The organism is Corynebacterium jeikeium, assembly GCF_000738175.1.
GTDB classification, from domain to species: domain Bacteria; phylum Actinomycetota; class Actinomycetes; order Mycobacteriales; family Mycobacteriaceae; genus Corynebacterium; species Corynebacterium jeikeium_C.
The window spans coordinates 14894-38641 of sequence record NZ_JFCH01000061.1 but is presented as its reverse complement, the minus strand read 5'-3'; the positions used below and the strand labels follow the sequence as shown (position 1 = coordinate 38641).

Sequence of the window (23748 nt, the reverse complement as noted above, 5' to 3'; positions counted from 1 at the left end):
CTACTGCGCTTAAGGCGCAAACACTTAACATAGCCTCATGTTGAACGTCCTCTCCGGCTTCGCCGTCGTCATCGTCGTCATAGCGATCGGCTTCGGAGTAGGGCGTTTTCGGCTTTTAGGCCCCAATGCGGTCTATACCCTGAACATGTTCGTGTTCTGGATCGCGCTACCCTGCACGCTGATCACGTTCATGTCAAAGACGGACATCGCCCAGCTATTCGGCCCAAACCTGCTGGTCGTGGCGCTGTCCACGCTCACCACGGGCTTCTTGGCATTCCTCGGCTATCGCTGGATTACGCGACGGTCCACCGAGGATTCCATCATCGCGACGCTGGCCTGCACCTACTGCAACGGCTCCAACCTGGGCATCCCACTAGCCGCCCATTTGATGGATGACCCCACGCTTACCCTCCCAGTGATCCTCTTCCAGGTCGGCTTCTACGGCCCGCTGAGCGTGCTGGCCCTAGATATGCGCACCGGCAAGCAGACCACGAACTTTGTGCGCTCTACCCTGCTGACGATCCTGAAGAACCCTCTGATCATCGGCGCCACCATCGGCATCGTCATCTCTCTTCTGCAGCACAACACGAGCTTTATCCTGCCGACGATTGTCGCGGATCCGCTGGGGATTATCGCGGACGCCACCGTCGGCTGCGCACTGATCGCCTTCGGCATGTCCATGGCGGAGGTACGTGTGCTCCAGCCCGGCCTATCACCCCGCCGCTCCGTGTGGGCGGCGTCGCTGGTCAAAACTGTTGTGCACCCCGCCATCGCCGCGTTCTACGGTGTCTTTCTTTGTGACGCCTCGTCCCAGTTGCTTTTGGCCATGGTTCTTCTGGCAGCTCTTCCGACCGGGCAGAACGTCTTCACGTACGCCCAGCGTTTCGGGGTGAATAAAGTTTTAGCGCGAGACACCGCGGTGGTCTCCACGGGACTCGCGCTACCGGTGATGGCGCTGATTATGGTGTTTCTAAGTTTCTGATAGTTCGCTTAGGCTCATGCCCAAGATTCCAACGAAGAAAACAAAGTAAAGCACAATGAAAGACACACTGATGATTGCAGAAGCCAGGGCCAGATTCTTTGCCTTGTTAGAAGCATCTTGTGAGCCCTGGTAGTCGCCTCGGTACCAACGACTTTCCACCTGAGAGGAGTAGTAAATACCAATGGCTCCCAAAGGCAGGCAGCACAGGAGGGTTGCCAGAATCGTGGCCCACATCCAGTTGTCCGGTGGGGTGTTGCCCACGCCCGGCTGGTAGCTCTGCCCCAGCTGCGCGCCGTAACCTGCGGACTGATTCGGGTAACTGTTGTTCTGATAGCTGCCGTAACTCGGGGGCTGGTTCTGGCTCGGGTTCTGGTTGTACCCGCTGTTGTATGGGTATCCCTGGTTTCCCTGCTGGCCGAAAGGGTCCTCGTTGGAAGGGTTCTGATCGTATGGGTTGGTCACTAGCTTCCTCGGCTGACTTCTTGGAGTTGGTTGGTAAATGAAATACGTCATTAAAATACCAAAGCAGCGCAGAATGTTCCCGGACCGAAAGAATTTATACGCGCAATTCTAGAAACGGCGAGAACGGCAGGATGCGCGCGATGAACCATAGTCCGATCACTATTCCCACAGCCATGGGTGCGTGCCGGAAATGCTCCCAGTTGGGAATGCGTTTGCCCCACGACCGAGCGACCCAGACTACCCAACTCCAGATCAGCAAAATCACGGCGAGGATTCCGACCGCGTTGTAATGCATAGCCGCCCCGACATCGCCCTGCACCAACGCCTGGATCATGCGCATGGAGCCGCAACCCGGACAGTTGAACCCGAATAGTGCTTTCGTGGGGCATTCTGGGATCACCCCTCCCGGGGTCTGCGGATTGGCTGCGGCTATGGCGCAGCACGCACACACCGCTGCCGCGCCGACTGCCAGCGGCAGCAGCTTTGCAAAAGCCCCTGTGCGGAGACTTAACGCCACAGCAGCAACGCGTCGCCCTGACCGCCGCCGCCACACAGGGAAACGGCAGCCTTGCCGGAGCCGCGGCGCTTCAGCTCGTGCGCCGCGTGAACCACCAGACGGGCACCGGAGGCGCCGATCGGGTGGCCCAGGGAGATGCCGCCGCCGTGGATGTTGGTCTTCTCCAGCGGGTAGTCCAGGTCCTTGATGGACTGTGCGACAACGGAGGCAAACGCCTCGTTGATCTCCAGGAAGTCCAGGTCGCTGACCTCCCAGCCGGCCTTCTTCAGTGCCGCGGCGGTGGCCTGCGACGGCTGGGAGTGCAGCTTGGTGTCCGGGCCGGCAGTCTGGCCGTACTCGCCCAGGGTGGCTAGGATCTCCAGCCCCTTGGCCTCAGCGTTCTCGCGGGTGGTCAGCACCACGGCTGCCGCACCATCGGAAATCTGGGAGGCAGAGGCGGCGGTGATGGTGCCGTCCTTCACGAAAGCCGGACGCAGCTTCGCGAGCCCCTCAGCGGTAGTACCAGGCCGGATGCCCTCGTCGGTGGAGACAGTCACGGTCTCCTTGCGGCCCTTGACCTCGATGGAGACAATCTCGTCATTGAAGACGCCTTCGTTGGCCGCGGCCTCGGCCAGCTGGTGGGAGCGGGCTGCGATCTCGTCCTGCTCCTCGCGGGTGATGCCGCGCTCGGCGTTGCCCTCGTCGGTCTCCAAGCCCATGGCGGTGCCCTCGTTCGGGTCGGATAGGCCGTCGCGCTCCAGGGAGTCCTGCAGCGCCAGGGAGCCGTAGCCCTTGCCCGCGCGCACGCCCGCGGCGACGTGCGGGGCGTTCGTCATGGACTCCTGGCCACCGGCGACGACGATGCTGGCGTCACCCAGGCGAATCAGGCGGGTGGCGTTAATCACGGCATCCAGGCCGGAAAGGCACACCTTGTTCACCGTCATAGCGGGGACGTTCATCGGGATGCCAGCGGCCACCGCGGACTGCTTAGCGGGGTTCTGTCCGGAGCCCGCCTGCACAACCTGGCCCATCAGTACGTAATCCACGGCATCCGCGGCCACACCGGAGCGCTCCAGTACAGCCTTGATGGTCTCTGCGCCCAGATCGACCGCGCTCTTCTTCGCCAGCGCGCCGAGCATGCGCCCCTGCGGGGTGCGTGCTGCGCCTACAACGACAATGTCCTTCGGGTCTTCCTGCAAAGTCATCTGATAAATCCTAACTTTCGAAACTAGTGGCGTCATCGCTTAAAAAAGCCTGCGTCGTGCCCTCAAGTATGGCACGAACGATGGCCCAGCGAAGCCGATTGGGGGTCTACCCCAGCGCCGTCCTAAACGGCACTGCGGTCTTTTCTTCTACCTCTTCTGTGGTGACGCCAGGTGCCAGCTCCACCAAGGTCAGCCCACCTTCGTCGCGATCGAAAACCGCAAGGTCAGTGATGATCCGATCGACCACGCCGAGGCCGGTAGTGGGCAGCGTGAGCTCCTCGATGAGCTTCGGCTCCCCGGTCTTGGTGGTGTGATCCATCAGGACGATCACCCGGCGCGCGCCGACGACCAGATCCATGGCGCCACCCATTCCCTTGACCATCTTGCCGGGCACCATCCAGTTGGCGATGTCGCCGCGGGCGTTGACCTCCATGGCGCCGAGGATGGCGACGTCGATCTTGCCGGCGCGGATCATGCCGAAGCTTAAGGCGGAATCGAAGTAGCTGGTGCCGGGTAGCGCCGTCACCGTCTCTTTGCCCGCGTTGATGAGGTCCGGGTCGGCGTGGCCCGCCTCCGGGTAGGGGCCGATGCCCAGCATGCCGTTTTCCGATTGCAGGGAAACGGTCACGCCCTCCGGCACATAGTTCGGCACCAGGGTGGGCATGCCGATGCCCAGGTTTACGTACTGGCCATCCTCGAGCTCCTGGGCGGCACGGGCGGCCATTTCTTGCCTGGTCCAGCCGGTCATCGCACGGTCTCCTTTTCAATCATCTTGTCGGCTGCCTGTTCCGGGGTAAGTTCCACGATTCGGTGGACGAACACGCCGGGCAGGTGAATGTCATCCGGGTCGAGTTCGCCGACCTCCACAACCTTTTCGGCCTCCACGATGCAGATCTTGCCGCTCATAGCAGCCAGGGGGTTGAAATTGCGGGCAGTTTTAGCGAAGCGCAGGTTGCCGTCCTTGTCGGCAACGGAGGCGCGGACCAGGCCGAAGTCGGCGCGGATGGCGGTTTCCAGCACATAGTCCTCGCCGTCGATGGTGCGGGTTTCCTTGGCCGGGGAGGCCACCTCCACCTTGGTCTTGTCCGCCTGGTCGTACTTCCACGGCATGCCGCCTTCGGCGACGAGCGTGCCCACGCCGGTGCGGGTGAAGAAGGCGCCGATGCCGGAACCGCCGGCGCGCAGCCGCTCCGCCAGGGTGCCCTGCGGGGTGAGCTCTACCTCGAGCTCGCCGTCTAGGTATTGACGGGCGAACTCCTTGTTCTCGCCGACGTAGCTGGCCACGATGCGGCGTAGCTGGTGGTTCGCCAGCAGCAGCCCCAGGCCGCGGCCATCCAGGCCGGCGTTGTTGCTAACCGCTTCCAGGTCTTTGACCTGCGTGCGGCTGAGTTCCTCGAGCAGGACCTGCGGGATGCCGCACACCCCGAATCCGCCGACGGCCAGGGTGGCGCCGTCTGTAATGTCAGCGATTGCCTCCGCGGCAGTGCGCAGTTTTGAATGATGTGGCGCTGTGGTGCTCACGGTTGCTTCCTTTCTGTTTGGGTCAGTATGAGCAGTTTGTGCTGTTGCTTACTTCTGGTAGATCCCGAGCAGCTCCACCGCGTGCTCGCGCAGCTCGACCTTGCGGACCTTGCCCGAAAGCGTCATCGGGAAGGAGTCCACGCACTCGACGTACTTCGGGATCTTGTGGCGGGTCAGTTCGCCAGCGCAGAACTCACGAACTGCTGCCTGATCCAACGGTTCGGCGTCCTCGCGCATGATGATGAAGGCCATCAGTTCCTCGCCGTACTTCTCGTCCGGTACGCCTACGACCTGCACGTCGGAGATGTCCGGGTGCGCCATGAGAAACTCTTCGATTTCCCGGGGGTAAAGGTTCTCGCCACCGCGGATCACCATGTCCTTCGCTCGTCCCGTGATGCGTGCGTAGCCTTCCTCGTCCATCGTTCCCAGGTCGCCGGAGTGCATCCAACCGTCCTCGTCGATAGCATCCGCCGTCTTGCCGGGCATGTCCCAGTAGCCCTGCATCACCAGGAAGCCACGGATCAGGATTTCGCCCTGCTCGCCACGCTTCACGGTCTCGCCCGTCTCGGGGTCCACGATCTTCACTTCGATGTGTGGGTTGGGGCGGCCGACGGTACCCACGCGCTTCTCGATCGGATCGTCCACCAGCGTCTGGTGGTTCACCGGCGAGGTTTCCGTCATGCCGTAGGCAATGGTGATCTCACTGATGTTCATGATGTCCATCACCTGCCGCATCGTGCGGGTGGGGCAGGCGGTGCCGGACATGATGCCGGTGCGCAGGCTGGAAAGGTCATAGGTCTTGTCCTTAGCCTTGGCGTGCTCGATCTCGTCGAGCTCCGCCATGAACATCGTCGGCACGCCGAACAGGCTGGTGGCTTTGCCATGCTCGACGGCCTCCAGTACCGACTGCGGGTTGAACACCGGGCCGGCGATGATCGTCGTTGCACCGTGGGTGATGGCACCCAGGTTGCCCATCACCATGCCGAAGCAGTGGAAGAAAGGAACGGGGATGACGACCTTATCCTGGTCGGAGTACTGCAGGGTCTCCCCCACCAGGTAGCCGTTGTTCAGAATGTTGCGGTGGGTCAGGGTGGCGCCCTTGGCCATGCCGGTGGTGCCGGAGGTGTACTGGATGTTGATGGGATCGTCCGGGTGCAGCTGCTCGCGCACCGGGTTCAAATCCAGGATCGCGTGGTTGGCCAGCTCGTCCCAACGCTCGGAGCCGAAGAAGATCGTCTCCTTGTAGTTGTGGCGGCTGAACTGGCTTTCCGCCGCGTCGATCATCGCGCGGTAGTTCGAGTCCTTGAAGCGGCCCGCGGAGAACAAGCCCTTCACACCGGACTGGCCCATGGCGTAAACCAGCTCCTTATGACGGTAGGACGGGTTGATGCAGACCAGGATCGCGCCGATCTCAGCGGTGGCGAACTGTACCAACGTCCATTCCCAGCGGTTGGGCGCCCAGATGCCGATACGGTCGCCCTTGCGGTAACCGGCAGCGTGTAGGCCGGAGGCCAGGCGCTGCACCTTGCGGTAGAACTCCGTATACGTCAGGTGTACGTCGCCGTAGAAGTCGATGATCGCGTCGTGGTCCGGGTACTCGGCCACGATGCGGGCGAGGCACTGGCCGATGGTCTCGTCCAGCAGGTCTACGTCGGTACGTCCAACCTGGTGCGACAGGGTGGGGTCCAGGTCCGCCGGGTCGGAAATAACAATCGGGCGGTCGTTGCGAGTAGGGGTAGTCATGGTTATCAACCTTTTCGTGGGAAAGGGATCTTGCGTTGAAGCAAAGTCGGGTGGGCGGGTGGAATGGGCGGGGTGAATAAACGGGGCAGCAATAGGGGGAACTAGCGAATCCTGGCGGCGATCACTTCGGCCTGGCGCAGCAGGGGCGCATCGATCATCTGGCCGTCCAGTGCGAAAGCTCCGGAGTTCTCGGCAGCCCCTTCGATGACCCGGCGCGCCCAGGTGGCTTGCTCCTCGGTGGGCGCGTAGGCCTCGCGGATGACGGGCACCAGGCCGGGGTGGATCGAAACGGTGGCAACGAAACCACTGGCAGCTGCGTCGATGGCCTCGGCGCTAGCACCTTCCGTATCCTTCGTATCGGCGTGGATGGAATCCAGCGCCACGATGCCCGCCGCAGCCGCGTGCAGCAGCACCATTGCACGGGTCAGGCGCGGGACCTCGCGGTAGCCCCCCGGGTGGCCGGACGGCCCGCCGCCGGGGGTGGGATCCTCGTCAGCACCGTAACGAGAGCTCGTCCCGCCCAGTGCCGCAGTGAGGTCCTCGGCACCCCAGAACAGAGCCACCACCTGCGGGTCCGCGGCGATCTCCGCGAGGTTCACCACGCCCCTGGGGGTTTCGATCAGGGCGATTGCGCGAAAGTCTTCGGGAAGCACACGTCGGTTGGAATCGGCGTCACCAAGAACAAGAGCGCTTTCCACCTTCGGCACCATCACGGTCCTAAACGGCGAGTCCGTGACGGCGGCGAGGTCCGCGGCGAAATCGGGCGAATCGATGGGGTTAATGCGCACGATGGTGCGCTCCGGGTCCAGGTCCGCGTGGATCACGTTCTGCCTGGCCTCGGCGCGGTTCTCGGCGCGGCAGCCGTCCGCGAGGTCGAGGATGACCATGTCGGAACGGTCGGCGGCCTTAGCGAAGCGCTCGGGGCGGTCGGCCGGGGCGAACAGCAGCGCGGGCCCCTGTGGTAGCCATGCAGTGTTAGACATCGTCACCCGCCCCTTCCGGTGCGCACTGCATCAGCGTCTTGCGGGTGGCCTTGCACACGATGGTGCCGTCCTGGTTGCGCCCGATGTGCTCCAGCTCCACGATGCCCTGCCCGGGGCGCGACTTCGACAGTCGCTTACCCACGCAGCGCGTTTCGGCGTACAGGGTATCGCCGTGGAACATGGGCGCGGGGAAGGAAATCTCGCTGAACCCCAGGTTGGCCACGATGGTGCCCAGGGAAAGCTGGCTGACGGACAAGCCCACCACCGTGGACAGGGTGAACATGGAGTTCACCAGCCGCTCGCCACGGAAGCCATCCTGCGTGGCGGCCCATGCCGCGTCGATGTGCAGCGGCTGGGTGTTCATGGTCATGGTGGTGAACAGGGTGTTATCCGCCTCGGTGACGGTACGCCCGGGTTGGTGCCGGTAGACCACGCCCTCGGTGAACTCCTCGAACCACAGGCCGCGCTGCACAACCTCTTTTTCTGCGCTCATTGTCGCTGGTCTCCTATACTTTTCGCTTGCTTGCTGGTGCTTTTTATTGACGCCTTCTCGTCCCCGCGCCGCGTCGGGGGTGGCTTATACGCCCAGGGCTCGGGCGATGAGCATTTGCTGCACCTCGGTGGTGCCCTCACCGATCTCGAGAATCTTGGAGTCGCGGTAGTGGCGGGCAACGCGGTATTCGTTCATGAATCCGTAGCCGCCGTGGATCTGCGTGGCATCGCGGGCGTTATCCATCGCCGCCTCGGAGGCGACCATCTTGGCGATGGAGGCTTCCTTGCTGAAGTTCTCCCCCGCAGCCATCTTCGCCGCGGCTGCGTACCAGGCCTGACGGGCGGTCCAGGCGCGGGCCTCCATGCGGGCGATCTTGAAGCTGATGGCCTGGTATTCGGAGATCGGCTTGCCGAAGCTCGTGCGCTCCTTGGCGTAGCGCACGCACTCGTCCACGCAGCCCTGGGCGGCACCCGTGGCCAGCGCGGCGATGGCGATGCGTCCTTCCTCGAGGATGGACAGGAAGTAGGCGAAGCCGCGGCCGCGCTCGCCGACGAGGTTCTCCTCCGGCACGCGGACGTTGTCGAAGGTCAGCGGGTGGGTGTCGGAGGCGTTCCAGCCCACCTTGTTGTAGGAGGGCTCAGCAGTGAAACCAGGAGTGCCGCTGGGCACGATGATGGCGGAGATCTCCTTCTTCCCGTTCTCCCGCTGGCCGGTGACGGCGGTGGCGGTGACCAGGGAGGTGATGTCCGTGCCGGAGTTGGTGATGAACTGCTTGGAGCCGTTGATGACCCACTCGCCGCCGTCGAGCTTGGCGGTGGTCTTGGTGCCGCCAGCATCCGATCCGGCCTCGGGCTCGGTCAGGCCGAAGCCCGCCAGGTTCTTGCCCGCCACCAGGTTGGGCAGGTAGGTCTGCTTCTGCTCGTCGCTGCCGAAGCGGTAGATCGGCATGATTCCCAGGGAGACTCCGGCCTCGAGGGTGATGGCGACCGACTGGTCCACGCGGGCGAGCTCCTCCAGGGCCACGCCGAGGGCCATGTAGTCGCCACCCATGCCGCCGTATTCCTCGGAGATCGGCAGGCCGAACAGCCCCATTTCTCCCATCTGGCGGACAACATCGTAGGGGAAGGTGTGGTCACGGTCGTGCTGGGCGGCGACGGGGTCGACCACGCGGTTGGCGAAGTCCTCCACCGCGTCGCGCAGCTCGTGCAGCTCATCGGAGAGGTAGGGGTTACGGTTCTTGGTGCTCTGGCTCATGGTTTGGGTCCTCTTTCTGGGTTGGGTGTCTGGGTTGGGTGTCTGGGTTAGGGAGATACGTGTGAAGTGAGGTTTCTAGCTGTCGGCGGTATCGGCGCTGTCGGCGGCGATGACCTCCGCCAGGACTTCTCCGGTGCCGACCTTCTGGCCGACGGCAGCGTGGATCTTGACCCGCCCGTCGCAGGTGGCCTCGAGGGTGTGCTCCATCTTCATGGCCTCGATGACGATCACGGGCTGGCCCTCGGTGACCTCGTCGCCATCGGCGACTTCCACGGCGATGACCGTGCCAGGCATGGGGCTCAGAATGTCCGGCGACTCCTCCGAGCTGGCTTCCGCGTCGTGCGCAGTGCCGGAGAACACCTCCACCACGTGCGTGCCGTGCGGGCCGGTGATGCTGCCGCTGGCAGTGGCGCTCCACTTTTCGGCCGGGCCGCCGTCGAAGGAGAGCCGGCATTCGGTGGCGCCGCCCTGCGGGTTGGCGACCACTTGGATGCGCCTGGTCTCGGTCTGCACCGGCGCATCCTCGTCGTCACCGCTGGTCAGCGGCGTGAGCTGTACCTCCCAGATGCCGTCGCGGTACTCCGCGCGGGCTTCCACCGGCGCTGTGACGCCACTCGGATCCGCCAGCACCAGCCGCAGCGGTGCGCGGTGCCCAGCGCCGCGCCAACCGTCACGCGCGGTCCATACACTGCCCAGCGGGGATGCGGTTGGCTTTGTTTCGGACGCCCCCTCGGCCCCACCGGCCAGCGCCCCAGCCAGGTGCAGCAGTGCAACGGCGAAGGTATCCGCGGGAACCTCGCGGGGCTCGAAGTCCTCCACAATGGAGTCCAGCAGGCCTGTGTGCAGGTCTCCCGCAATGACCTCCGGGCGGGTGACTAGGAAGCGGTTGAAGTCAATGTTGGTGGTGAGTCCCTCGATGCGAGTGTGGGACAGCGCCTGGTCCAGGCGCTCGAGAGCCTTTTCGCGCGTGTCGGCGTGGGTGATGATCTTCGCCAGCATCGGGTCGTAATCGGAACTGACCTCTTGGCCCTCCACCACGCCGGCGTCCACACGAACCCCTTCCCCGCGCGGCCAGGAAAGACCCGTGATTAAACCACCGGTGGGCAGGAAGCCGGCGGCGGCGTCTTCGGCATAGACGCGGGCCTCCACCGAGTGGCCGTTGAGCTGCACGTCGTCCTGTGTGATCGGCAGGGCCTCACCGCGAGCCACGCGGATCTGCCATTCCACCAGGTCGCGGCCGGTGACCATCTCGGTAACTGGGTGCTCGACCTGCAGGCGGGTGTTCATCTCCATAAAGAAGAAGCGCTCGGGCTGCTTGGCGGAGACGATGAACTCCACGGTGCCCGCGCCGCAGTAGCCGCAGGCGCGAGCCGCGTCGCAGGCAGCCTCGCCGATCTCCTGCCGGGTCTTCTCATCCAGCAGCGCCGACGGCGCCTCCTCGATGACCTTCTGGTGGCGGCGCTGCAGCGAACACTCGCGCTCGCCCAGGTGGATAACGTTGCCGTGGGAATCGGCGACGATCTGCACCTCGATGTGCCGGGGCGTGTCCACGAAGTGCTCCAGGAACAGCGTGTCGTCGCCGAAGGAGCTAGCAGCCTCGCGCCGGGCAGAAACCAGCGCACTGGCCAGTTTCTCAGGTTCTTCGACCAGGTGCATTCCCTTGCCGCCACCGCCGGCGGATGGCTTGATCAACACCGGGAACCCCACCGAGTCGGCAGCGTCGATGATCTCCTGGTCCGTCAGATTCGGGCGAGAAATGCCGGGCACGGTGGGCACGTCGCGAGATTCCACGGTTGCGCGGGCGGTGATCTTGTCGCCCATCTTGTCTATGGCGCCAGCGGGCGGACCGATGAAGATAATCCCCTCGTCCTCACAACGCTTGGCGAAGGTCGCATTCTCGGAGAGGAAGCCGTAGCCGGGGTGGATGGCGCCGGCTCCGGTCGCCTTGGCGGCGTCAATAACCTTATCGATGTTGAGGTAGGACTCCGCAGCGGCGGCAGGGCCCAAACACACGGCCTTGTCGGCGGCGTGCACGTGCGGGGCGGCACAATCCGCCTCGGAATAAACGGCCACGGCCTTCAGCCCCATGCGATGCACGGTGCGGATCACACGCAGGGCGATTTCGCCGCGGTTGGCGACCAGCACCGTATCGAACGGGCCGGTGAGAGCATGTGTGTCACTCACGTCAGTATCTCTTTCTTGTGGTGGGTACGTAGGTAGCTTGAACAGGAGTTACATGCGGAATACGCCGAAACCGGTTTCCTCGCGCGGAGCCTGGGCGCAGATGTCGAGGGCCATGGCGAGGGTGCGGCGGGTGTCCGCGGGGTCGATTACCCCGTCGTCCCACAGGCGCGCGGTGGAGTACCAGCAGGTGGATTTCTCGTCGAACATCTCGCGGATGGGAGCCTCGAAAGCCTCTTGCTCCTCGGCCGACCATTCCTCGCCCCGGCGCTCGATCTGCGCGCGGCGGACGGTGGAGAGGGTCATGGCCGCCTGGGGGCCACCCATCACGGCGATGCGCGCGTTCGGCCACATCCACAAAAAGCGCGGCGAGTAGGCCCGCCCGCACATCGAGTAGTTGCCCGCGCCGAAGGCAGCGCCGGTGACGACGGTGAGCTTGGGTACCGATGCTGTGGCCACGGCGTTCACCATCTTCGCCCCGTGCTTCGCGATGCCGCCCTCTTCGTATTGACGCCCCACCATGAAGCCGGTGGTGTTCTGCAGGAAGATGATGGGGATGTTCCGCTGCTCGCAGAGCTCGATGAAGTGTGCGCCCTTCATGGCGGCTTCGGAGAAGATGATGCCGTTGTTGGCGATCACTCCAACCTGGTGGCCTTCCAGCCGGGCGAAGGTCGTGATGATGCTGTTGCCGTATTCGCTCTTGAACTCCGACAGGCTGCCCTCGTCGCACAGGGTCTCGATAACCTCGTGCGCATCGTAGGGAATCTTCGGGTCGGTGGGCACGATGTCGTAGAGATCCTCCTGCGGGCGCGGGGCCGGCACGGGGGTACTGCGCTTCCAGGGGGTCGGCTTGGATTCCGGCAGGGTCTCGACGATGTTGCGCATGATCCGCAGCGCGTCCTCGTCGTCGGCTGCCAGGTGATCCGTCACGCCAGAGATGCGGGAGTGCATCGCGCCGCCGCCGAGCTCCTCCGGGGTGACGTCCTCGCCGGTGGCGGCCTTTACCAGCGGCGGGCCAGCCAGGAAGATGGTGCCCTGGTTCTCCACGATGATGGTTTCATCGCTCATGGCGGGAACGTAGGCGCCACCGGCAGTGCAGGAGCCCATCACGGCGGACAACTGCGGGATGCCCTTGGCCGACAGGTTGGCTTGGTTGAAGAAGATGCGGCCGAAGTGGTTGCGGTCCGGGAATACATCATCCTGCTGCAGCAGCATTGCGCCGCCGGAGTCCACCAGGTAGATGCACGGCAGGTGGTTCTGCTCGGCGATCTCCTGAGCACGGAGGTGCTTCTTCACGGTCATCGGGTAGTAGGTACCGCCGGAGACGGTGGCGTCATTAGCGGCGATCAGGCACAGGCGACCGCTCACGAGCCCGACTCCGGCGACGATACCCGCCGCCGGCGCCTTGCCGTCGTACATGTCCTCTGCGGCCAGCGGCGCGATCTCCAGGAACGGGCTGCCGGGGTCCAGCAGCAAGCGGATACGGTCGCGCGGCAACAGCTTGCCGCGGTCGGTGTGGCGCTTGCGGGCCTTCTCCCCTCCTCCGGCCTGAGCACGGGTGAGGCGCTGGCGAAGCTCTTCGACGAGCTCGCGGTGGCTCGGGATTTCGCGAGCGGCGCCGCGGGGGTTGGCCGAATCTGTCGCTTGGGTGGTTGCAGTATCCACGTATGCAGCTCCTAGGAAGGTGACGGAAGGTGGCAGAAGGCGAGCGCTAGAGGGCATCAGAGCGTCCCGCACTTCAGTTTCAGTTACAAGCGATTAACTAACTTGTTGCCGTCACCTTAAGTGACCTAGACCACTTTTGCTAGTGAATCTAAAAAGTTTCCCCTCTTTAACTACCCCCGAAAGCAGTACCCTCCCCTTAAGCCAGACCCACCGCAGCACGCGCCGCAGCCGCAGTCTGCCGCCGCACCAGCGCAGTAGATGCCCAGCCATGCGTCAGCTCTGAGGAGTTGATCAACCCCATCACCAGCTGCGCAGTAATGCGCCCCGACTCCCCCTGGTAGCGCGCGTCCATCTCCCCCAACGCCTCCGCAAACATCTTCAAATAGCTTCCCTGGGCGGAACGCACGCGCCCGCGCCCCTCCTCCCCCATGCGGAAGAGTTCGCGGTTATGCAGGCGAATTAGCTCCGGCTGAGACAGCGCAAAGTCAACCTGGAAGTCGATCAGCACCGCCAGACGCTCACGCGGATCTTCCAGGCCGTCGACAATTTTGCGCGCTTCGGAAAGCAGGTGCTCCGAGATGCCCGTCATCAGTTCCGTCAGGATCTCTTCCTTACCGGAAAAGTGTCGATACACCGCCGGCCCGGAGACCCCCACGGCGTGCCCAACCTCTTCCAAGCGCGTTCCATGGAACCCCTTGTTAGCCATGATCGTGGCGGCCGCGCGCAGCAGCTCCACTCGTCGCTGCTCTTTTGCCGCGGCGCGCGCAGACAGGCCTTCTGTGGCAGGCTCGGCTAGATAATGAGAACGCATAACCAACACCCTACTGGTTAAGCGTCACTAACTGAATATCTTCCCCGCGATTAGCAGGCCGCCTCCGGCAGGCTGTCCACCTTCGACTGCAGGAACTCCGCCGCCGCCGTCAGCTCCGCCTGCCCTGCCTCGTAACTGCCATCCGGGCTTTCCACGGCGATGGCAACGGCCACATAGCCCGAGCCCGCGCCATCGGACTTCGGGATCAGCCCGAACTGCCGCAGCCCATACGCGCCCGCGGTGTTCGGCCCCCAGCCACCCTTGAAGATCGCTCCTGGGATCGTCCCCAGCCCATAGCCACCTCCATTGCCGATGTTGCCCATGGCGGAAACTACTGGCTCCGCTCCCTGAATGCATCGCAGGTGGGAGGCGAAATCGGCCTGCGCGCTCAGCGACCAGTCGCTCTGTCCAAAGGAGCTAAACCCCGGCCGCACCACCTGGGATTCCACTCGTGCGCTACTGCTGCCCTCGCGGATCACCGCTCCGGTCGCCTCCGCTGCCTGCTCCGGGGAACCCAGCGAGCCCCACAGCGTTTCCGCGGCTGCATTGTCGGAGTTCTGGATCGCCTGCGTCATCGCCCCCTGCAGGCTCGGATCATTCCGCAGCGCAGCAATCGCGATTGGCACCTTCGCGGTCGACCACGGAGCCACGGACGTATCCCCCGCGCTACTCATCCCAGCCACTGCGATGGTCGCGGCACCGTCGTAGCCGAGCTCCCCGCGCTGCTCTTCCTGCGGTTTTTCTGGTGTGGACGCCCCAGTGGTCGGCTGCGGACCGCGGGACTTCGGCTTCCCGTCCTGTTGGGCTGGGCGGGACTGGTTTGACTGGTCGGAGACGGTGGCGTCATCTCTTTCCACATCCCCAATCGTGCAACCCGCAACGGCAACGCTCGCAGCGCAGAGCACGGCGGCGGCCAGACCGCGACGAAGCGAGCTGGGCTTAGGAGATGTAGACAATGGCATTATTGCCTCCCGTGCAGGTCACGTAATCACCGTTATCCCTGCACTTCATGGAGTAGGTCTGCCCCGTGACGGACGAATACGCGGAAACGGTGCCGTTCGTCCTGTCGGTATCCAGGTAGTGGGACACAAAAGCATCGCGTACGGCTACCGCGAAAGGCTTCGAAGTTAGGTCGCTGCCGGTGTAGACGTTGTTGAAGTCGCCCGCAGGCTTACCTTCTTCAGCTGCGCTGTTGGCCGGCACTGCGCCGGAGGGCAGTTTCGGATGAGCCGGGCGGGACTCTTCCTCGTCCTCGCTAGCCTCGTCGTCAGCGTCCTCTTCGTCGGTTACGGCATCTTCGCCTTCTGCAGCGGCATCCTCGTCGTCAGCGCCTTCGCCTTCTTCGCCCTGCGACTGGGAGGAGCTGCTCGCAGCCTTGCTGTCGTTGCCGTCCGTGCCGTCCTTGTCCCCAATCCAGCCCATGTAATATGCCGCGCCCGCGACCAGGGCAAGGGCAAGGAGCACGGCCAGAACGACACCTAAGATCGGCAGGAACTTGCTTTCCTTCTCCGGCTCCTGCGCGTAGGCGTACTGCTGGGCTTGCTGGTCGGGCTGGTATTGGGGTTGCGGGGGCTGCTGATACTGCTGCCCCTGCCAGTTCTGCTGCTGGTTCTGGGGCGGCTGCGAAGCCTCCCACTGCTGCCAACGCTGCTGGCTCTGATCCCCCTGCGTCCCCTGCGCACCCGGGCTACCGCCCTGTTGCGACGGCACCTGCCACTGATTCTTCCCCGCGCCCTGCTCGTTGTGGCGGTACTGCGGCGGCTCCGGCTGATCTGGGTTGTTCTTCCCGACTCCGGGATCAGTGGGGTGCTCGTTAGACATAACCGGGGAACTCCTGCATTGAAACGTCTTGGAATCATTAAAACTAATTCAACTTTAGGTGCTCCCCCGGACTCGCGGGTAGCGAACCGTTAAGCCCGATCCACCGCGAGTGCGCACTTTAGTGCGCGAAGTGGCGCTCACCGGTGAGGTACATGGTGACGCCCGCCTTCTCCGCCGCCTCGATGACCTCCGCGTCGCGGACCGAGCCACCCGGCTGCACCACTGCACGGACGCCAGCGGCAGCCAGCACCTCAAAGCCGTCGGCGAAGGGGAAGAAAGCATCCGATGCCGCAACCGCACCTTCGGCGCGCTTCTCGTCACCGGCCAGGGAGTTTGCACGCTCCACGGCCAGCTTGGCGGCGTCCACGCGGTTGACCTGGCCCATGCCCACGCCCACGGTGGCGTCATCCTTGGCCAGCAGGATGGCGTTCGACTTCACCGCGCGCACGGTGCGCCATGCGAACTCCAGCTCGCGCAGGGTGGCATCGTCGGCAGCCTCACCGGCGGCCAGGGTCCAGTTGCTCGGGTCGTCGCCCTTCGCATCGATGGCGTCCACCTGCTGCACCAGCAGGCCGCCGGAGATCTCACGGCCCTGCAGTTCCGGCTCCTCACTCGGAGCATCTGCCTGCAGGATGCGGATGTTCTTCTTCTGGGACAGGACCTCTACCGCGCCCTCCTCGTAGCCCGGCGCGATGATGACCTCGGTGAACACCTCGGCTACCTGGTTGGCCATTTCCACGCTGACCTCGCGGTTCACTGCGATCACGCCGCCGAATGCGGACATCGGGTCGCAGGCGTGTGCCTTCTTGTGGGCATCGGCAATGGACTCGTCGGAGACCGCGATTCCGCACGGGTTGGCGTGCTTGATGATGGCCACAGTCGGGCGCTTGTGATCCCACGCGGCGCGCCAAGCGGCATCCGCGTCGGTGTAGTTGTTGTAGCTCATCTCCTTGCCGTGGAACTGCTTGGCGCCGGCCAGGCCGGTGCCGTCGGAGTACAGCGCCGCGGCCTGGTGCGGATTCTCGCCGTAGCGCAGCACGTTGGCACGCTCGTAGGAGGCGCCGATCCACTCGGGGAATTGCACGCCTGCATCCGACTCTGCGCCTGCCTCGGACTGTGCTGCGGTCTGCTCACCCATCCAGGTCGCAACGGCCACGTCGTAAGCGGCGGTGTGACGGAACGCATCCACAGCCAGGTCGGTGCGCTCGGCGCGGGTGAAGCCCCCGGCATTGGCAGCGGCCACGACGTCCTCGTAGCGGTTGGGGTCCACCACAACGGCTACGGACGGGTGGTTCTTCGCGGCGGCGCGCACCATGGACGGGCCGCCGATGTCGATCTGCTCCACGCAGGCATCGAAATCAGCGCCAGAAGCCACCGTCTCGGTGAACGGGTACAGGTTCACCACGACCAGCTGGAAGGCCTCGATGCCCAGATCCTCCAGCTGCTTCAGGTGGTCTTCCTTACGGGTGTCGGCCAGGATGCCCGCGTGCACGCGCGGGTGCAGGGTCTTCACGCGGCCTTCCAGCACCTCCGGGAATCCGGTCAGCGCTTCCACCTCGGTCACGGGCACTCCGGCTTCCGCGATCTTCTTGGCGGTGGAACCGGTGGAGACGATGTCCACGCCCGCGGAGTGCAGCCCCTTGGCCAGCTCCTCCAGGCCGGTCTTGTCGTACACGCTGATCAGTGCGCGACGGATTTCCTTCTTGTCTGCGCCGTTGGTTGCTGTGGTGCCATCACTCATGGTTTTGGATCCTGGCCTTTCGTTCCTAGAAGGTTCCCTGTTCTTGAAAATCGTGCAGCACCTCTACCAAGAGTGTGCGCTCCACCTTCTTGATTCTCTCATGCAAGGTGTCGACCGTGTCGTCCCGCGCGACCTCCACCGCCTTTTGGGCGATGATCGGCCCCGTGTCCACGCCACTATCTACAACATGAACTGTAGACCCGGTTACGCGAACACCGTAATTTAGTGCGTCTTCGACGGCGTGTGCCCCGGGGAATGCGGGCAGCAGAGCCGGGTGGGTGTTGATAATCTTCCCCTCGAAACGTGCGACCACATTCGGGCCAATGATGCGCATGAAGCCGGCGCTCACCACCAGGTCGGGCTCGTAGCTGGCGAGTTTGTCTGCCAGCTCTTCGTTCCACTTGTCCCGGTCGGTCTGCTTCGGCACGTATTCGACCAGGAAGCTCTCGATGCCCGCACGCTCGGCACGCTCCAGCGCCTCGCACTGTCGGTCGCTACCCACGGCGAGGATCTCCACCCGCGAGCGGTCGACGTTATCAATCACGCTCTGGAGCAGAGTCCCCGTCCCGCTCGCCAGAATCACTATCTTCATCGTCTGCTTCTTCCTCTGTTTCTGTGTCTGTTTCTGTATCTTCTGTGGCTTCTCGTTCTTTCTTAGTGACGCCCCCATCTTCCCCCTCTTCCGGTTCCTCCGTAGGGGCGTCATCTTCAGAAGAGTCAGTATCCGTGCTTTCCGTACTTTCCATACTTTCTGCACCGTCCGCTACGTCGTCAGCCGCATCGGCACCTGCCTCGGCATCATGCTCAGTCTCAGACTGAGCATGATGGGACTCACCCGGCTCCACGACCTCGGCTTCCGGGATGTCCTCAACCACGGACTCGCCACGCCGGGCGGTGAAGAACATCATCACGACCGCGGGCACCAGCAGCCAGGCGGCGAGCTCCACGGCGAAGATCCACTCGACCGCACCCGCACGCCCGTACACACCCAGTTCTCCGCCAGCCAACCAGGAGACGCAGAAACCGATCAGACCGGCGCATGCACCAGCCCCCACACCTTGCAGCAGCGGCGCCTCCACATAAGTGCGGCCACGCAGGAAGGTGTAAACGCACGCCACCGCCACACAAGCGGGGACGGCCAGCAGCACTGCACCGAAAGGAATCTGATCGTTGGGGATCGCGGCCAGGACCGGCAGCGGCGGCAGATTCACGTTGTTCGCGGTAAAGAGGCTGACCGCGCCGTTACCCACGTGGAACTCACCGCCGAGCAGCACCGCCATCGCCGCAACCACCACATTTGGCACGTACAGCAAAGCTACGAAGGTCAACCCCAGCAGCCCCATCGTGGAGGAGGTGATTTCGTATGCTTTGCCGACTGCCTCCAAGTTCGTCAATAGATATACGGCGGCGGCGAGGGCGCCGACTGCGGCCATCCATTTGAGGAAGCGCCCGGCCAGCAGCATCGACTCCACCGGCCAGGTGGACCAACCACGGCGCAGCAACAATGCGCGCCACACGCGAGCCCGCATGCCGATGACGATCGCAGCTCCATTAACTAGCACCGTGGAGATCAGGGCCACCAACAGGTTCGGCGGGGTGATGTCGTACACCCTGGAGGCATCCCACAGCATCACCCACGCGATGCACGTCAACAACATAGGGATCAACAGGCTTAATGTGGTGAACACCCGCAGGCCACGCACGCTGATGGAGTTGCCCAGCACCGTGGTCGCCCGCTTCGCATGCCCCCACACCAGCGCCAGGGCGGGCAGCAAAGGCACGAACCCCAGCTTCGCCCCCGCCATCTCGACGGGAGCCAGGTTGAACACCATCCACATAGAGGCGATGCTGGCGGGAACTACACTAAAGCCCGCGCCGATGCCGATAAGGACGGCGATGATAACGATGACGCCCAGAGTTACAGCGTGATTAATCATCAGCTGGGGGCCAAAGCGCTTGACATGGGGCTTCCACTTCGACCACCAGTTCACAATCGCAGTCTTCGCGCCGCCAGCCGACGCATCTGCGGCGGCCTTGGGCTTGGCCTTTGGAGTAGCCTTAGCGTTCGTGGCGCCGGTGGGCTTCGCCGCTACAAAGCGCTCGTTGCCAGTACCTTCGGTGGTGTTGACATCAGCGCCTTTAATACCCGTGCCTTTAATTCTGTCTGCACTACTGGCAGGCGACGTCCGCCTGGTGCGGCTGGAGCCGGGGCGTCTTGAAGACGCAGATCGTCGGGATCCGGGTCGTTGGGCAGCAGAATCTTTACTCACCCGTCCTATTGTGCCTAACAGTGGCAGCCACCTGGCGGACTGACCCACCTTCTAGCCCCTCTTCTGCGTCCGGTTATTGCCGAGTCGACTCCCGTTCGACGCCTGCTCTGTGCCCGTTCAGCACCCTCGAACACGGACATGCTTAAGGTTCTACTTGAGGGTTTGTGGGTAGCGTAACGAAGATCACTAGCGGGGCTGAATCGCTACGAAAACGGCGAAAAAACGTCTGGAGCAGGAGAAATGCATTCTTAGGCTCAGATAAGGTTAGCTTCACTACCCCCGCAATGTAACCAAAGCGTTATTTTTAGCCGATTTAGTTGCCGCAATGTTGCCAAACCGATAGTGTTACGTTCCGTTGATAACAAAGTGGTTACAAATTGCTTGCGTAACAGACTCGAGATCCGACGATAAGGCTCGAGGAAGAGCGAAAGCGATAGTGCGAAATCACATGTGACAGTTGTTAAGAAACATCGATTAGGTCAAAGGGTTACTAGGACAGTGCGAAACACTACTGAAGCGAGCCGTACCGGCATCCACCGCAAGCAGGAGCACACCGCGAAGCGCCGCTTCGCGCTCGTGGCCGTCGCCACCACCGCTGTGACTACTGCTGGCGCTGCCGGCGCTACCGCTGGTGCATCCCAGAACTCCAAGGACGATATCGCCCTGGCTTCCGAGAACACCACCATCCTCGCCCAGGGCGAGGGTGCGGGCGCCCAGGGTTCTGTAGCTCCGGCGGACGCTCAGGCGACCGCCAACGAGGCTCCGCAGATCCTCGAGGTTCCGCAGGCTAAGCCGGTTTCCGATCTGTCTCAGCAGCTCGACTCCGCCCTGCGCTTCGCCAAGGAGCGCACCGAGGCTGATCTGGCTGCTCGCATGCCCGAGTACGTCAAGCCCGCCGAGGGCTCCTTCACTTCCGGCTTCGGTTCGCGTTGGGGCACCGTCCACAAGGGCATCGACATCGCCAACGCTGTGGGCACCGCCATCCGCGCCGTACACGACGGCACCGTCATTGACTCCGGCCCGGCTTCCGGCTTCGGCAACTGGATTCGCATCAAGCACGACGACGGCACCATCACCGTCTACGGCCACATGGCCACCCTGGACGTTAAGGTTGGCGACCGTGTAACCGCCGGCCAGAAGATCGCCGGCATGGGCTCCGAGGGCTTCTCCACCGGCTCCCACCTACACTTCGAGGTTTACCCGAACGGCGGCGAGGCTATCGACCCGAAGGCGTGGCTGGCAGAGCGCGGCATTCAGCTCTAAGCTTTAGCGCTACGCCCGAGCTTTGAGCCTCTGGCCGTTTCTGGCCACAAAGAAGACCTCCCGACTGCCTCTGTAAAGACGGTCGGGAGGTTTTTCGTCTGCCTCCTATGAGGCTTTGGCTTTCGAGGTGGGGGTTCCCACCCCGGCAGCCGAAGCTTGCCAAATTTACTTCAGAGCAGCGCCGATCTGCTTGGCCGCATTGGTCACACCGTCGTGGGACATGTGCAGGGTCAGGTTGTAGTGCGGAGTCTGAGTATCGATGACTCCGGCAACCCAAGCCTTACCGCCCGGCTGGCAGGTATCGTGCCCGCGGGTGGAGCGGTGCAGGTCGACGAAAACGCCACCGTGGCGCTTGGCGGCATCGTTAGCCTGTCGCCACAGCTGACGCTCGGCTTCCTTCACGATCGGGAACGGAGCCTGAATCGGCGGCAGACCATTCAGACGGATCAGGCACAGGCCAGCGCGATCGTTCGTGAGGTGCGGGTAGCTTACGAACTGGATACGAGCGTTCGGAGCAGCGCGCTTGATCTTGTTAGCGAGACGATCATAGGATCGAGCCGCTGCACGGTTGTTGATCGGATCCAGGGTGCGGTAGGTGTCGTTAGCACCGACCATGATCGGCACGTTGCGCGTGTGGCGGTTCAGCTTGCCATCGCGGATAGCCTGATCCAGGCGAGCCTCCAGCGGCTCGCGGCCCAGGTACAGCTCCTTGCCGTTGCAGGAGTAATCATCCACGCGAGCGCCCGTCAGGCGCTGCAGCTCAGTGGCTACGCGGAACTTGCCCTTGATGCAACCACGTGCGCCACCGCGCTTGGCGTCGATAATCTGGTTGAGCGTTGTATTAGCGAAGTAGGAATCACCAAGCAGCACGGTGTTTCCCGGGGCAGCCTGGGCAGCAGGCGCCAGACCCATGACAGATCCCGCCACGGCTACCGCCGCAGTCAGAATGCGTGCAATTTTCTTCATCAGTTTCTCCCGTATGTGTTTTTATGCCGTACTAAGGCTATCGATCGAGAAGCGAAAATGTTAGCTGTTCGGAAGCTTTGCCGGCATGACCTTACCAGTTGCGTTTCGCGGAAGCTTATCCAGGAACGTAACCTCACGCGGAACGGAGTGCTCCGCCAGGTTGTCCCTAACCCATTCCTGGACAGACTCCTTGGTCAGCGCCTCGCCCTCCGGGTTGTCTTCACGCACGATCCACACCGCCATGCGCTTAAAGCTCTCTTCATCGTCCACGCCCTTTGCGTAGAGGTCTCGAATGCCAGGCATTGGTGCCAGCACCTCTTCCACGCTGCGCGGGTACACGTTCTCGCCGCCGACGATGATCATGTCGTCCGCCCGGCCGAGCACGAACAGGCGACCGTCCTCATCGAGGTATCCGCGGTCGCCGATCTCCAGCAGCCCGTGCTTGATCTTCATCTGATCGCGCGTGTGGGCATAGCGGCGCATGGTCATGGTGCCCCGGGCATAGATGCGGCCCGGGGTGTTCGGCGGCAGCACGTTGCCGTCGTCGTCCAAGATCTTGACACGTACGCCACGAACCGGACGCCCAGCCAGCGCCGGATTCTCAACGAGTTCCTCCTTCTTAGCAATAGCGACCACGCTGTTTTCGGTGGATCCGTAGAAGTTGCAGACCACGGGACCGAATTGCTTGTGGAGGCCGCGGAGCAGATCTTCGTGCATGGCATTGCCGGAGGACACGATGAACTCAATCGACGACGCGTCGTAGTCGCCGTTCTGCGCGACCTTGAGCTGCTCCTTAATGAAGATGGGCGAGGTGATGATGCCGTTGACCTTGTAACGCTCGACGTCCTCCATCGCCTGCACTGGGTCGAAGTCACGGCGGAACACCACAGTCGCACGGTGGGCGAAGATCAGATTGAGGTTCGCCCAGCCCCACGAGTGGAACATAGAGGCCGTCTGTTGGATCATCATCTCCGCCCGCCACGGGATCCAGGTGACAAGATCCGCCAGCGGAGTCGGGATGGGCGGCTCCCGGTGCACTACGGCCTTCGGGGTGCCAGAGGTGCCGGAGCTCAAGATGGTGATGAAGCCGCGCTTCGGGATCTTAGGCAGCTTCTCCTCCGCTTCGGAGGGCGCGTGGTCGATGACCTGCTGGAAGGTTTCCCATTCCGGGTTCGGAGCCTGCGGGTTCTCCAGGTCCTCCGCGTAGCCGATGATCACATTGGCGCGCGAATAGTCCGCGGGCAGCCTGTCCGCGAACTCCTCGTCGATGATGATGGTGTGAACATCCAGCTCCTCCATACTCTTCTGCAGCTGGACTGGACTGGAAGCCGGGTTGAGCAGGCTAATGTCCGCCCCGATGAATCCCTTGGCGACCAGCGCGTAGACGACCACGCGGGAATTGCGGGCCATGACCGCAATGTTCTTGCCCGGCCCCAAGCCCATGCGCTGCAGTGCGCGAGCGAAGGCCAGCGAATCGCTGCGAACCTCCGCATACGTGCGCTCGCCGATGTCATCAATGATGGCCGTGCGGTTCGGCGCTACTTCTGCTGCGTACCACGCCTGACGACCAGCGGTGAAGCCGTAGCGAGCGATGCTCTCGACCAGCTTGGCTTTCCCCTTAACGCCGCCACCCCTGACGACTACGCCCGATTTCAGCGCAGTCCCCAGGCCGGTGGCAATAGCGTGGGTCTCTGCCCAGGCGGCCTCGCCCAAGTGCTTAAGGTCTTGCAATTTGGAAGTCACTTGTTGATTGTTCTGCATTAATACCCTTCTAGTTACGCCTAACCCATCGAAAGAGGATGCTGTTACGTTACATTAAGAAAACATTTTCTGCGCAACATTGGCCACAATCGTCACTTCCGCAACACGCCGGCTCGGGCGCGCCCCAGAG

General features: G+C 63.2%; 21 protein-coding genes. 2 read left to right on the top strand and 19 right to left on the bottom strand.

All coding sequences use genetic code 11. From position 1 onward, the window contains the following. The first annotated feature begins 37 nt into the window (after nucleotides 1-37). On the top strand, nucleotides 38-982 hold the full coding sequence (locus tag JQ46_RS10490) for an AEC family transporter (protein WP_034988137.1): 945 nt from the start codon (nucleotides 38-40) through the stop codon (nucleotides 980-982). Here JQ46_RS10490 and JQ46_RS10485 read toward each other — a convergent pair. The 17 genes from JQ46_RS10485 to JQ46_RS10405 form a co-directional block, all read right to left on the bottom strand. Then, on the bottom strand, nucleotides 971-1444 hold the full coding sequence (locus JQ46_RS10485) for a CD225/dispanin family protein (RefSeq protein ID WP_237744811.1): 474 nt from the start codon (nucleotides 1442-1444) through the stop codon (nucleotides 971-973). The genes JQ46_RS10490 and JQ46_RS10485 overlap by 12 nt on opposite strands. A gap of 94 nt (nucleotides 1445-1538) precedes the next feature. Beyond that, complete coding sequence (locus tag JQ46_RS11540; protein WP_424648009.1) at nucleotides 1539-1844, bottom strand: DUF2752 domain-containing protein; 306 nt, start codon at nucleotides 1842-1844, stop codon at nucleotides 1539-1541. Between the two features lie 107 nt (nucleotides 1845-1951). After that, nucleotides 1952-3145: an acetyl-CoA C-acetyltransferase gene (locus JQ46_RS10475; protein ID WP_034988129.1), complete on the bottom strand. Its 1194-nt coding sequence runs from the start codon at nucleotides 3143-3145 to the stop codon at nucleotides 1952-1954. 106 nt (nucleotides 3146-3251) lie between these two features. After that, nucleotides 3252-3893, bottom strand: coding sequence for a CoA transferase subunit B (locus tag JQ46_RS10470; RefSeq protein ID WP_034988126.1), 642 nt, complete (start codon nucleotides 3891-3893; stop codon nucleotides 3252-3254). Continuing rightward, nucleotides 3890-4666 (bottom strand): CoA transferase subunit A, encoded by a 777-nt coding sequence (locus JQ46_RS10465; RefSeq protein ID WP_034988122.1) that lies wholly within the window; start codon nucleotides 4664-4666, stop codon nucleotides 3890-3892. The genes JQ46_RS10470 and JQ46_RS10465 overlap by 4 nt, the downstream gene beginning before the upstream one ends. Before the next feature lie 48 nt (nucleotides 4667-4714). After that, entirely contained in the window at nucleotides 4715-6409 is a 1695-nt protein-coding gene (locus tag JQ46_RS10460; protein ID WP_034988119.1) for an AMP-binding protein, read from the bottom strand. Between the two features lie 101 nt (nucleotides 6410-6510). Beyond that, nucleotides 6511-7392, bottom strand: coding sequence for an HpcH/HpaI aldolase/citrate lyase family protein (locus tag JQ46_RS10455; RefSeq protein WP_034988117.1), 882 nt, complete (start codon nucleotides 7390-7392; stop codon nucleotides 6511-6513). Continuing rightward, entirely contained in the window at nucleotides 7385-7885 is a 501-nt protein-coding gene (locus JQ46_RS10450; protein WP_034988116.1) for a MaoC family dehydratase, read from the bottom strand. Before JQ46_RS10450 ends, JQ46_RS10455 begins: the two co-directional genes overlap by 8 nt. Before the next feature lie 84 nt (nucleotides 7886-7969). Next, nucleotides 7970-9139 (bottom strand): acyl-CoA dehydrogenase family protein, encoded by a 1170-nt coding sequence (locus tag JQ46_RS10445; RefSeq protein ID WP_005293707.1) that lies wholly within the window; start codon nucleotides 9137-9139, stop codon nucleotides 7970-7972. Between the two features lie 75 nt (nucleotides 9140-9214). Then, a complete protein-coding gene (locus tag JQ46_RS10440; RefSeq protein WP_034988114.1) occupies nucleotides 9215-11323 on the bottom strand; it encodes an acetyl/propionyl/methylcrotonyl-CoA carboxylase subunit alpha in 2109 nt (702 codons plus the stop codon). Nucleotides 11324-11371: 48 nt separating this feature from the next. Continuing rightward, on the bottom strand, nucleotides 11372-12985 hold the full coding sequence (locus JQ46_RS10435; protein WP_192817270.1) for an acyl-CoA carboxylase subunit beta: 1614 nt from the start codon (nucleotides 12983-12985) through the stop codon (nucleotides 11372-11374). A 196-nt stretch (nucleotides 12986-13181) separates the two neighbouring features. Then, nucleotides 13182-13796: a TetR/AcrR family transcriptional regulator gene (locus JQ46_RS10430; protein WP_051876336.1), complete on the bottom strand. Its 615-nt coding sequence runs from the start codon at nucleotides 13794-13796 to the stop codon at nucleotides 13182-13184. A 50-nt stretch (nucleotides 13797-13846) separates the two neighbouring features. Next, a complete protein-coding gene (locus JQ46_RS10425) occupies nucleotides 13847-14758 on the bottom strand; it encodes a hypothetical protein (protein ID WP_034988111.1) in 912 nt (303 codons plus the stop codon). Continuing rightward, a complete protein-coding gene (locus JQ46_RS10420; RefSeq protein WP_034988109.1) occupies nucleotides 14736-15617 on the bottom strand; it encodes a hypothetical protein in 882 nt (293 codons plus the stop codon). The genes JQ46_RS10425 and JQ46_RS10420 overlap by 23 nt, the downstream gene beginning before the upstream one ends. A 118-nt stretch (nucleotides 15618-15735) precedes the next feature. Next, a complete protein-coding gene (gene purH / locus JQ46_RS10415) occupies nucleotides 15736-17358 on the bottom strand; it encodes a bifunctional phosphoribosylaminoimidazolecarboxamide formyltransferase/IMP cyclohydrolase (protein ID WP_034988107.1) in 1623 nt (540 codons plus the stop codon). Nucleotides 17359-17383: 25 nt separating this feature from the next. Continuing rightward, the gene (gene purN / locus JQ46_RS10410) at nucleotides 17384-17950 is read right to left on the bottom strand and encodes a phosphoribosylglycinamide formyltransferase (protein ID WP_034988105.1); all 567 of its coding nucleotides are present in this window, start codon (nucleotides 17948-17950) and stop codon (nucleotides 17384-17386) included. After that, nucleotides 17895-19628, bottom strand: a complete 1734-nt coding sequence (locus tag JQ46_RS10405; RefSeq protein WP_034988103.1) for a DUF6350 family protein — start codon at nucleotides 19626-19628, stop codon at nucleotides 17895-17897. The genes purN and JQ46_RS10405 overlap by 56 nt, the downstream gene beginning before the upstream one ends. Nucleotides 19629-20126: 498 nt before the next feature. Between JQ46_RS10405 and JQ46_RS10400 the strand changes: the two genes are divergently transcribed. Continuing rightward, nucleotides 20127-20891 (top strand): M23 family metallopeptidase, encoded by a 765-nt coding sequence (locus JQ46_RS10400; protein ID WP_034988101.1) that lies wholly within the window; start codon nucleotides 20127-20129, stop codon nucleotides 20889-20891. Nucleotides 20892-21056: 165 nt separating this feature from the next. Here the strand turns inward: JQ46_RS10400 and JQ46_RS10395 are convergent, their stop codons facing one another. Beyond that, nucleotides 21057-21857 carry an SGNH/GDSL hydrolase family protein gene (locus JQ46_RS10395; protein WP_034988099.1) on the bottom strand — a complete coding sequence of 267 codons (801 nt, stop codon included), beginning with the start codon at nucleotides 21855-21857 and terminating at the stop codon, nucleotides 21057-21059. A gap of 60 nt (nucleotides 21858-21917) precedes the next feature. Then, the gene (locus JQ46_RS10390) at nucleotides 21918-23600 is read right to left on the bottom strand and encodes an acyl-CoA synthetase (protein ID WP_237744809.1); all 1683 of its coding nucleotides are present in this window, start codon (nucleotides 23598-23600) and stop codon (nucleotides 21918-21920) included. Nucleotides 23601-23748 lie beyond the last annotated feature (148 nt).

Excerpts from the sequence above, each read along its gene's own strand:
- JQ46_RS10490 (WP_034988137.1), top strand. The coding sequence starts at position 38 with ATGTTGAACGTCCTCTCCGGCTTCGCCGTCGTCATCGTCGTCATAGCG.
- JQ46_RS10475 (WP_034988129.1), bottom strand. The coding sequence starts at position 3,145 with ATGACTTTGCAGGAAGACCCGAAGGACATTGTCGTTGTAGGCGCAGCA.
- JQ46_RS10470 (WP_034988126.1), bottom strand. The coding sequence starts at position 3,893 with ATGACCGGCTGGACCAGGCAAGAAATGGCCGCCCGTGCCGCCCAGGAG.
- JQ46_RS10460 (WP_034988119.1), bottom strand. The coding sequence starts at position 6,409 with ATGACTACCCCTACTCGCAACGACCGCCCGATTGTTATTTCCGACCCG.
- JQ46_RS10455 (WP_034988117.1), bottom strand. The coding sequence starts at position 7,392 with ATGTCTAACACTGCATGGCTACCACAGGGGCCCGCGCTGCTGTTCGCC.
- JQ46_RS10450 (WP_034988116.1), bottom strand. The coding sequence starts at position 7,885 with ATGAGCGCAGAAAAAGAGGTTGTGCAGCGCGGCCTGTGGTTCGAGGAG.
- JQ46_RS10445 (WP_005293707.1), bottom strand. The coding sequence starts at position 9,139 with ATGAGCCAGAGCACCAAGAACCGTAACCCCTACCTCTCCGATGAGCTG.
- JQ46_RS10430 (WP_051876336.1), bottom strand. The coding sequence starts at position 13,796 with ATGCGTTCTCATTATCTAGCCGAGCCTGCCACAGAAGGCCTGTCTGCG.
- JQ46_RS10425 (WP_034988111.1), bottom strand. The coding sequence starts at position 14,758 with ATGCCATTGTCTACATCTCCTAAGCCCAGCTCGCTTCGTCGCGGTCTG.
- JQ46_RS10420 (WP_034988109.1), bottom strand. The coding sequence starts at position 15,617 with ATGTCTAACGAGCACCCCACTGATCCCGGAGTCGGGAAGAACAACCCA.
- purH (WP_034988107.1), bottom strand. The coding sequence starts at position 17,358 with ATGAGTGATGGCACCACAGCAACCAACGGCGCAGACAAGAAGGAAATC.
- purN (WP_034988105.1), bottom strand. The coding sequence starts at position 17,950 with ATGAAGATAGTGATTCTGGCGAGCGGGACGGGGACTCTGCTCCAGAGC.
- JQ46_RS10395 (WP_034988099.1), bottom strand. The coding sequence starts at position 21,857 with ATGAAGAAAATTGCACGCATTCTGACTGCGGCGGTAGCCGTGGCGGGA.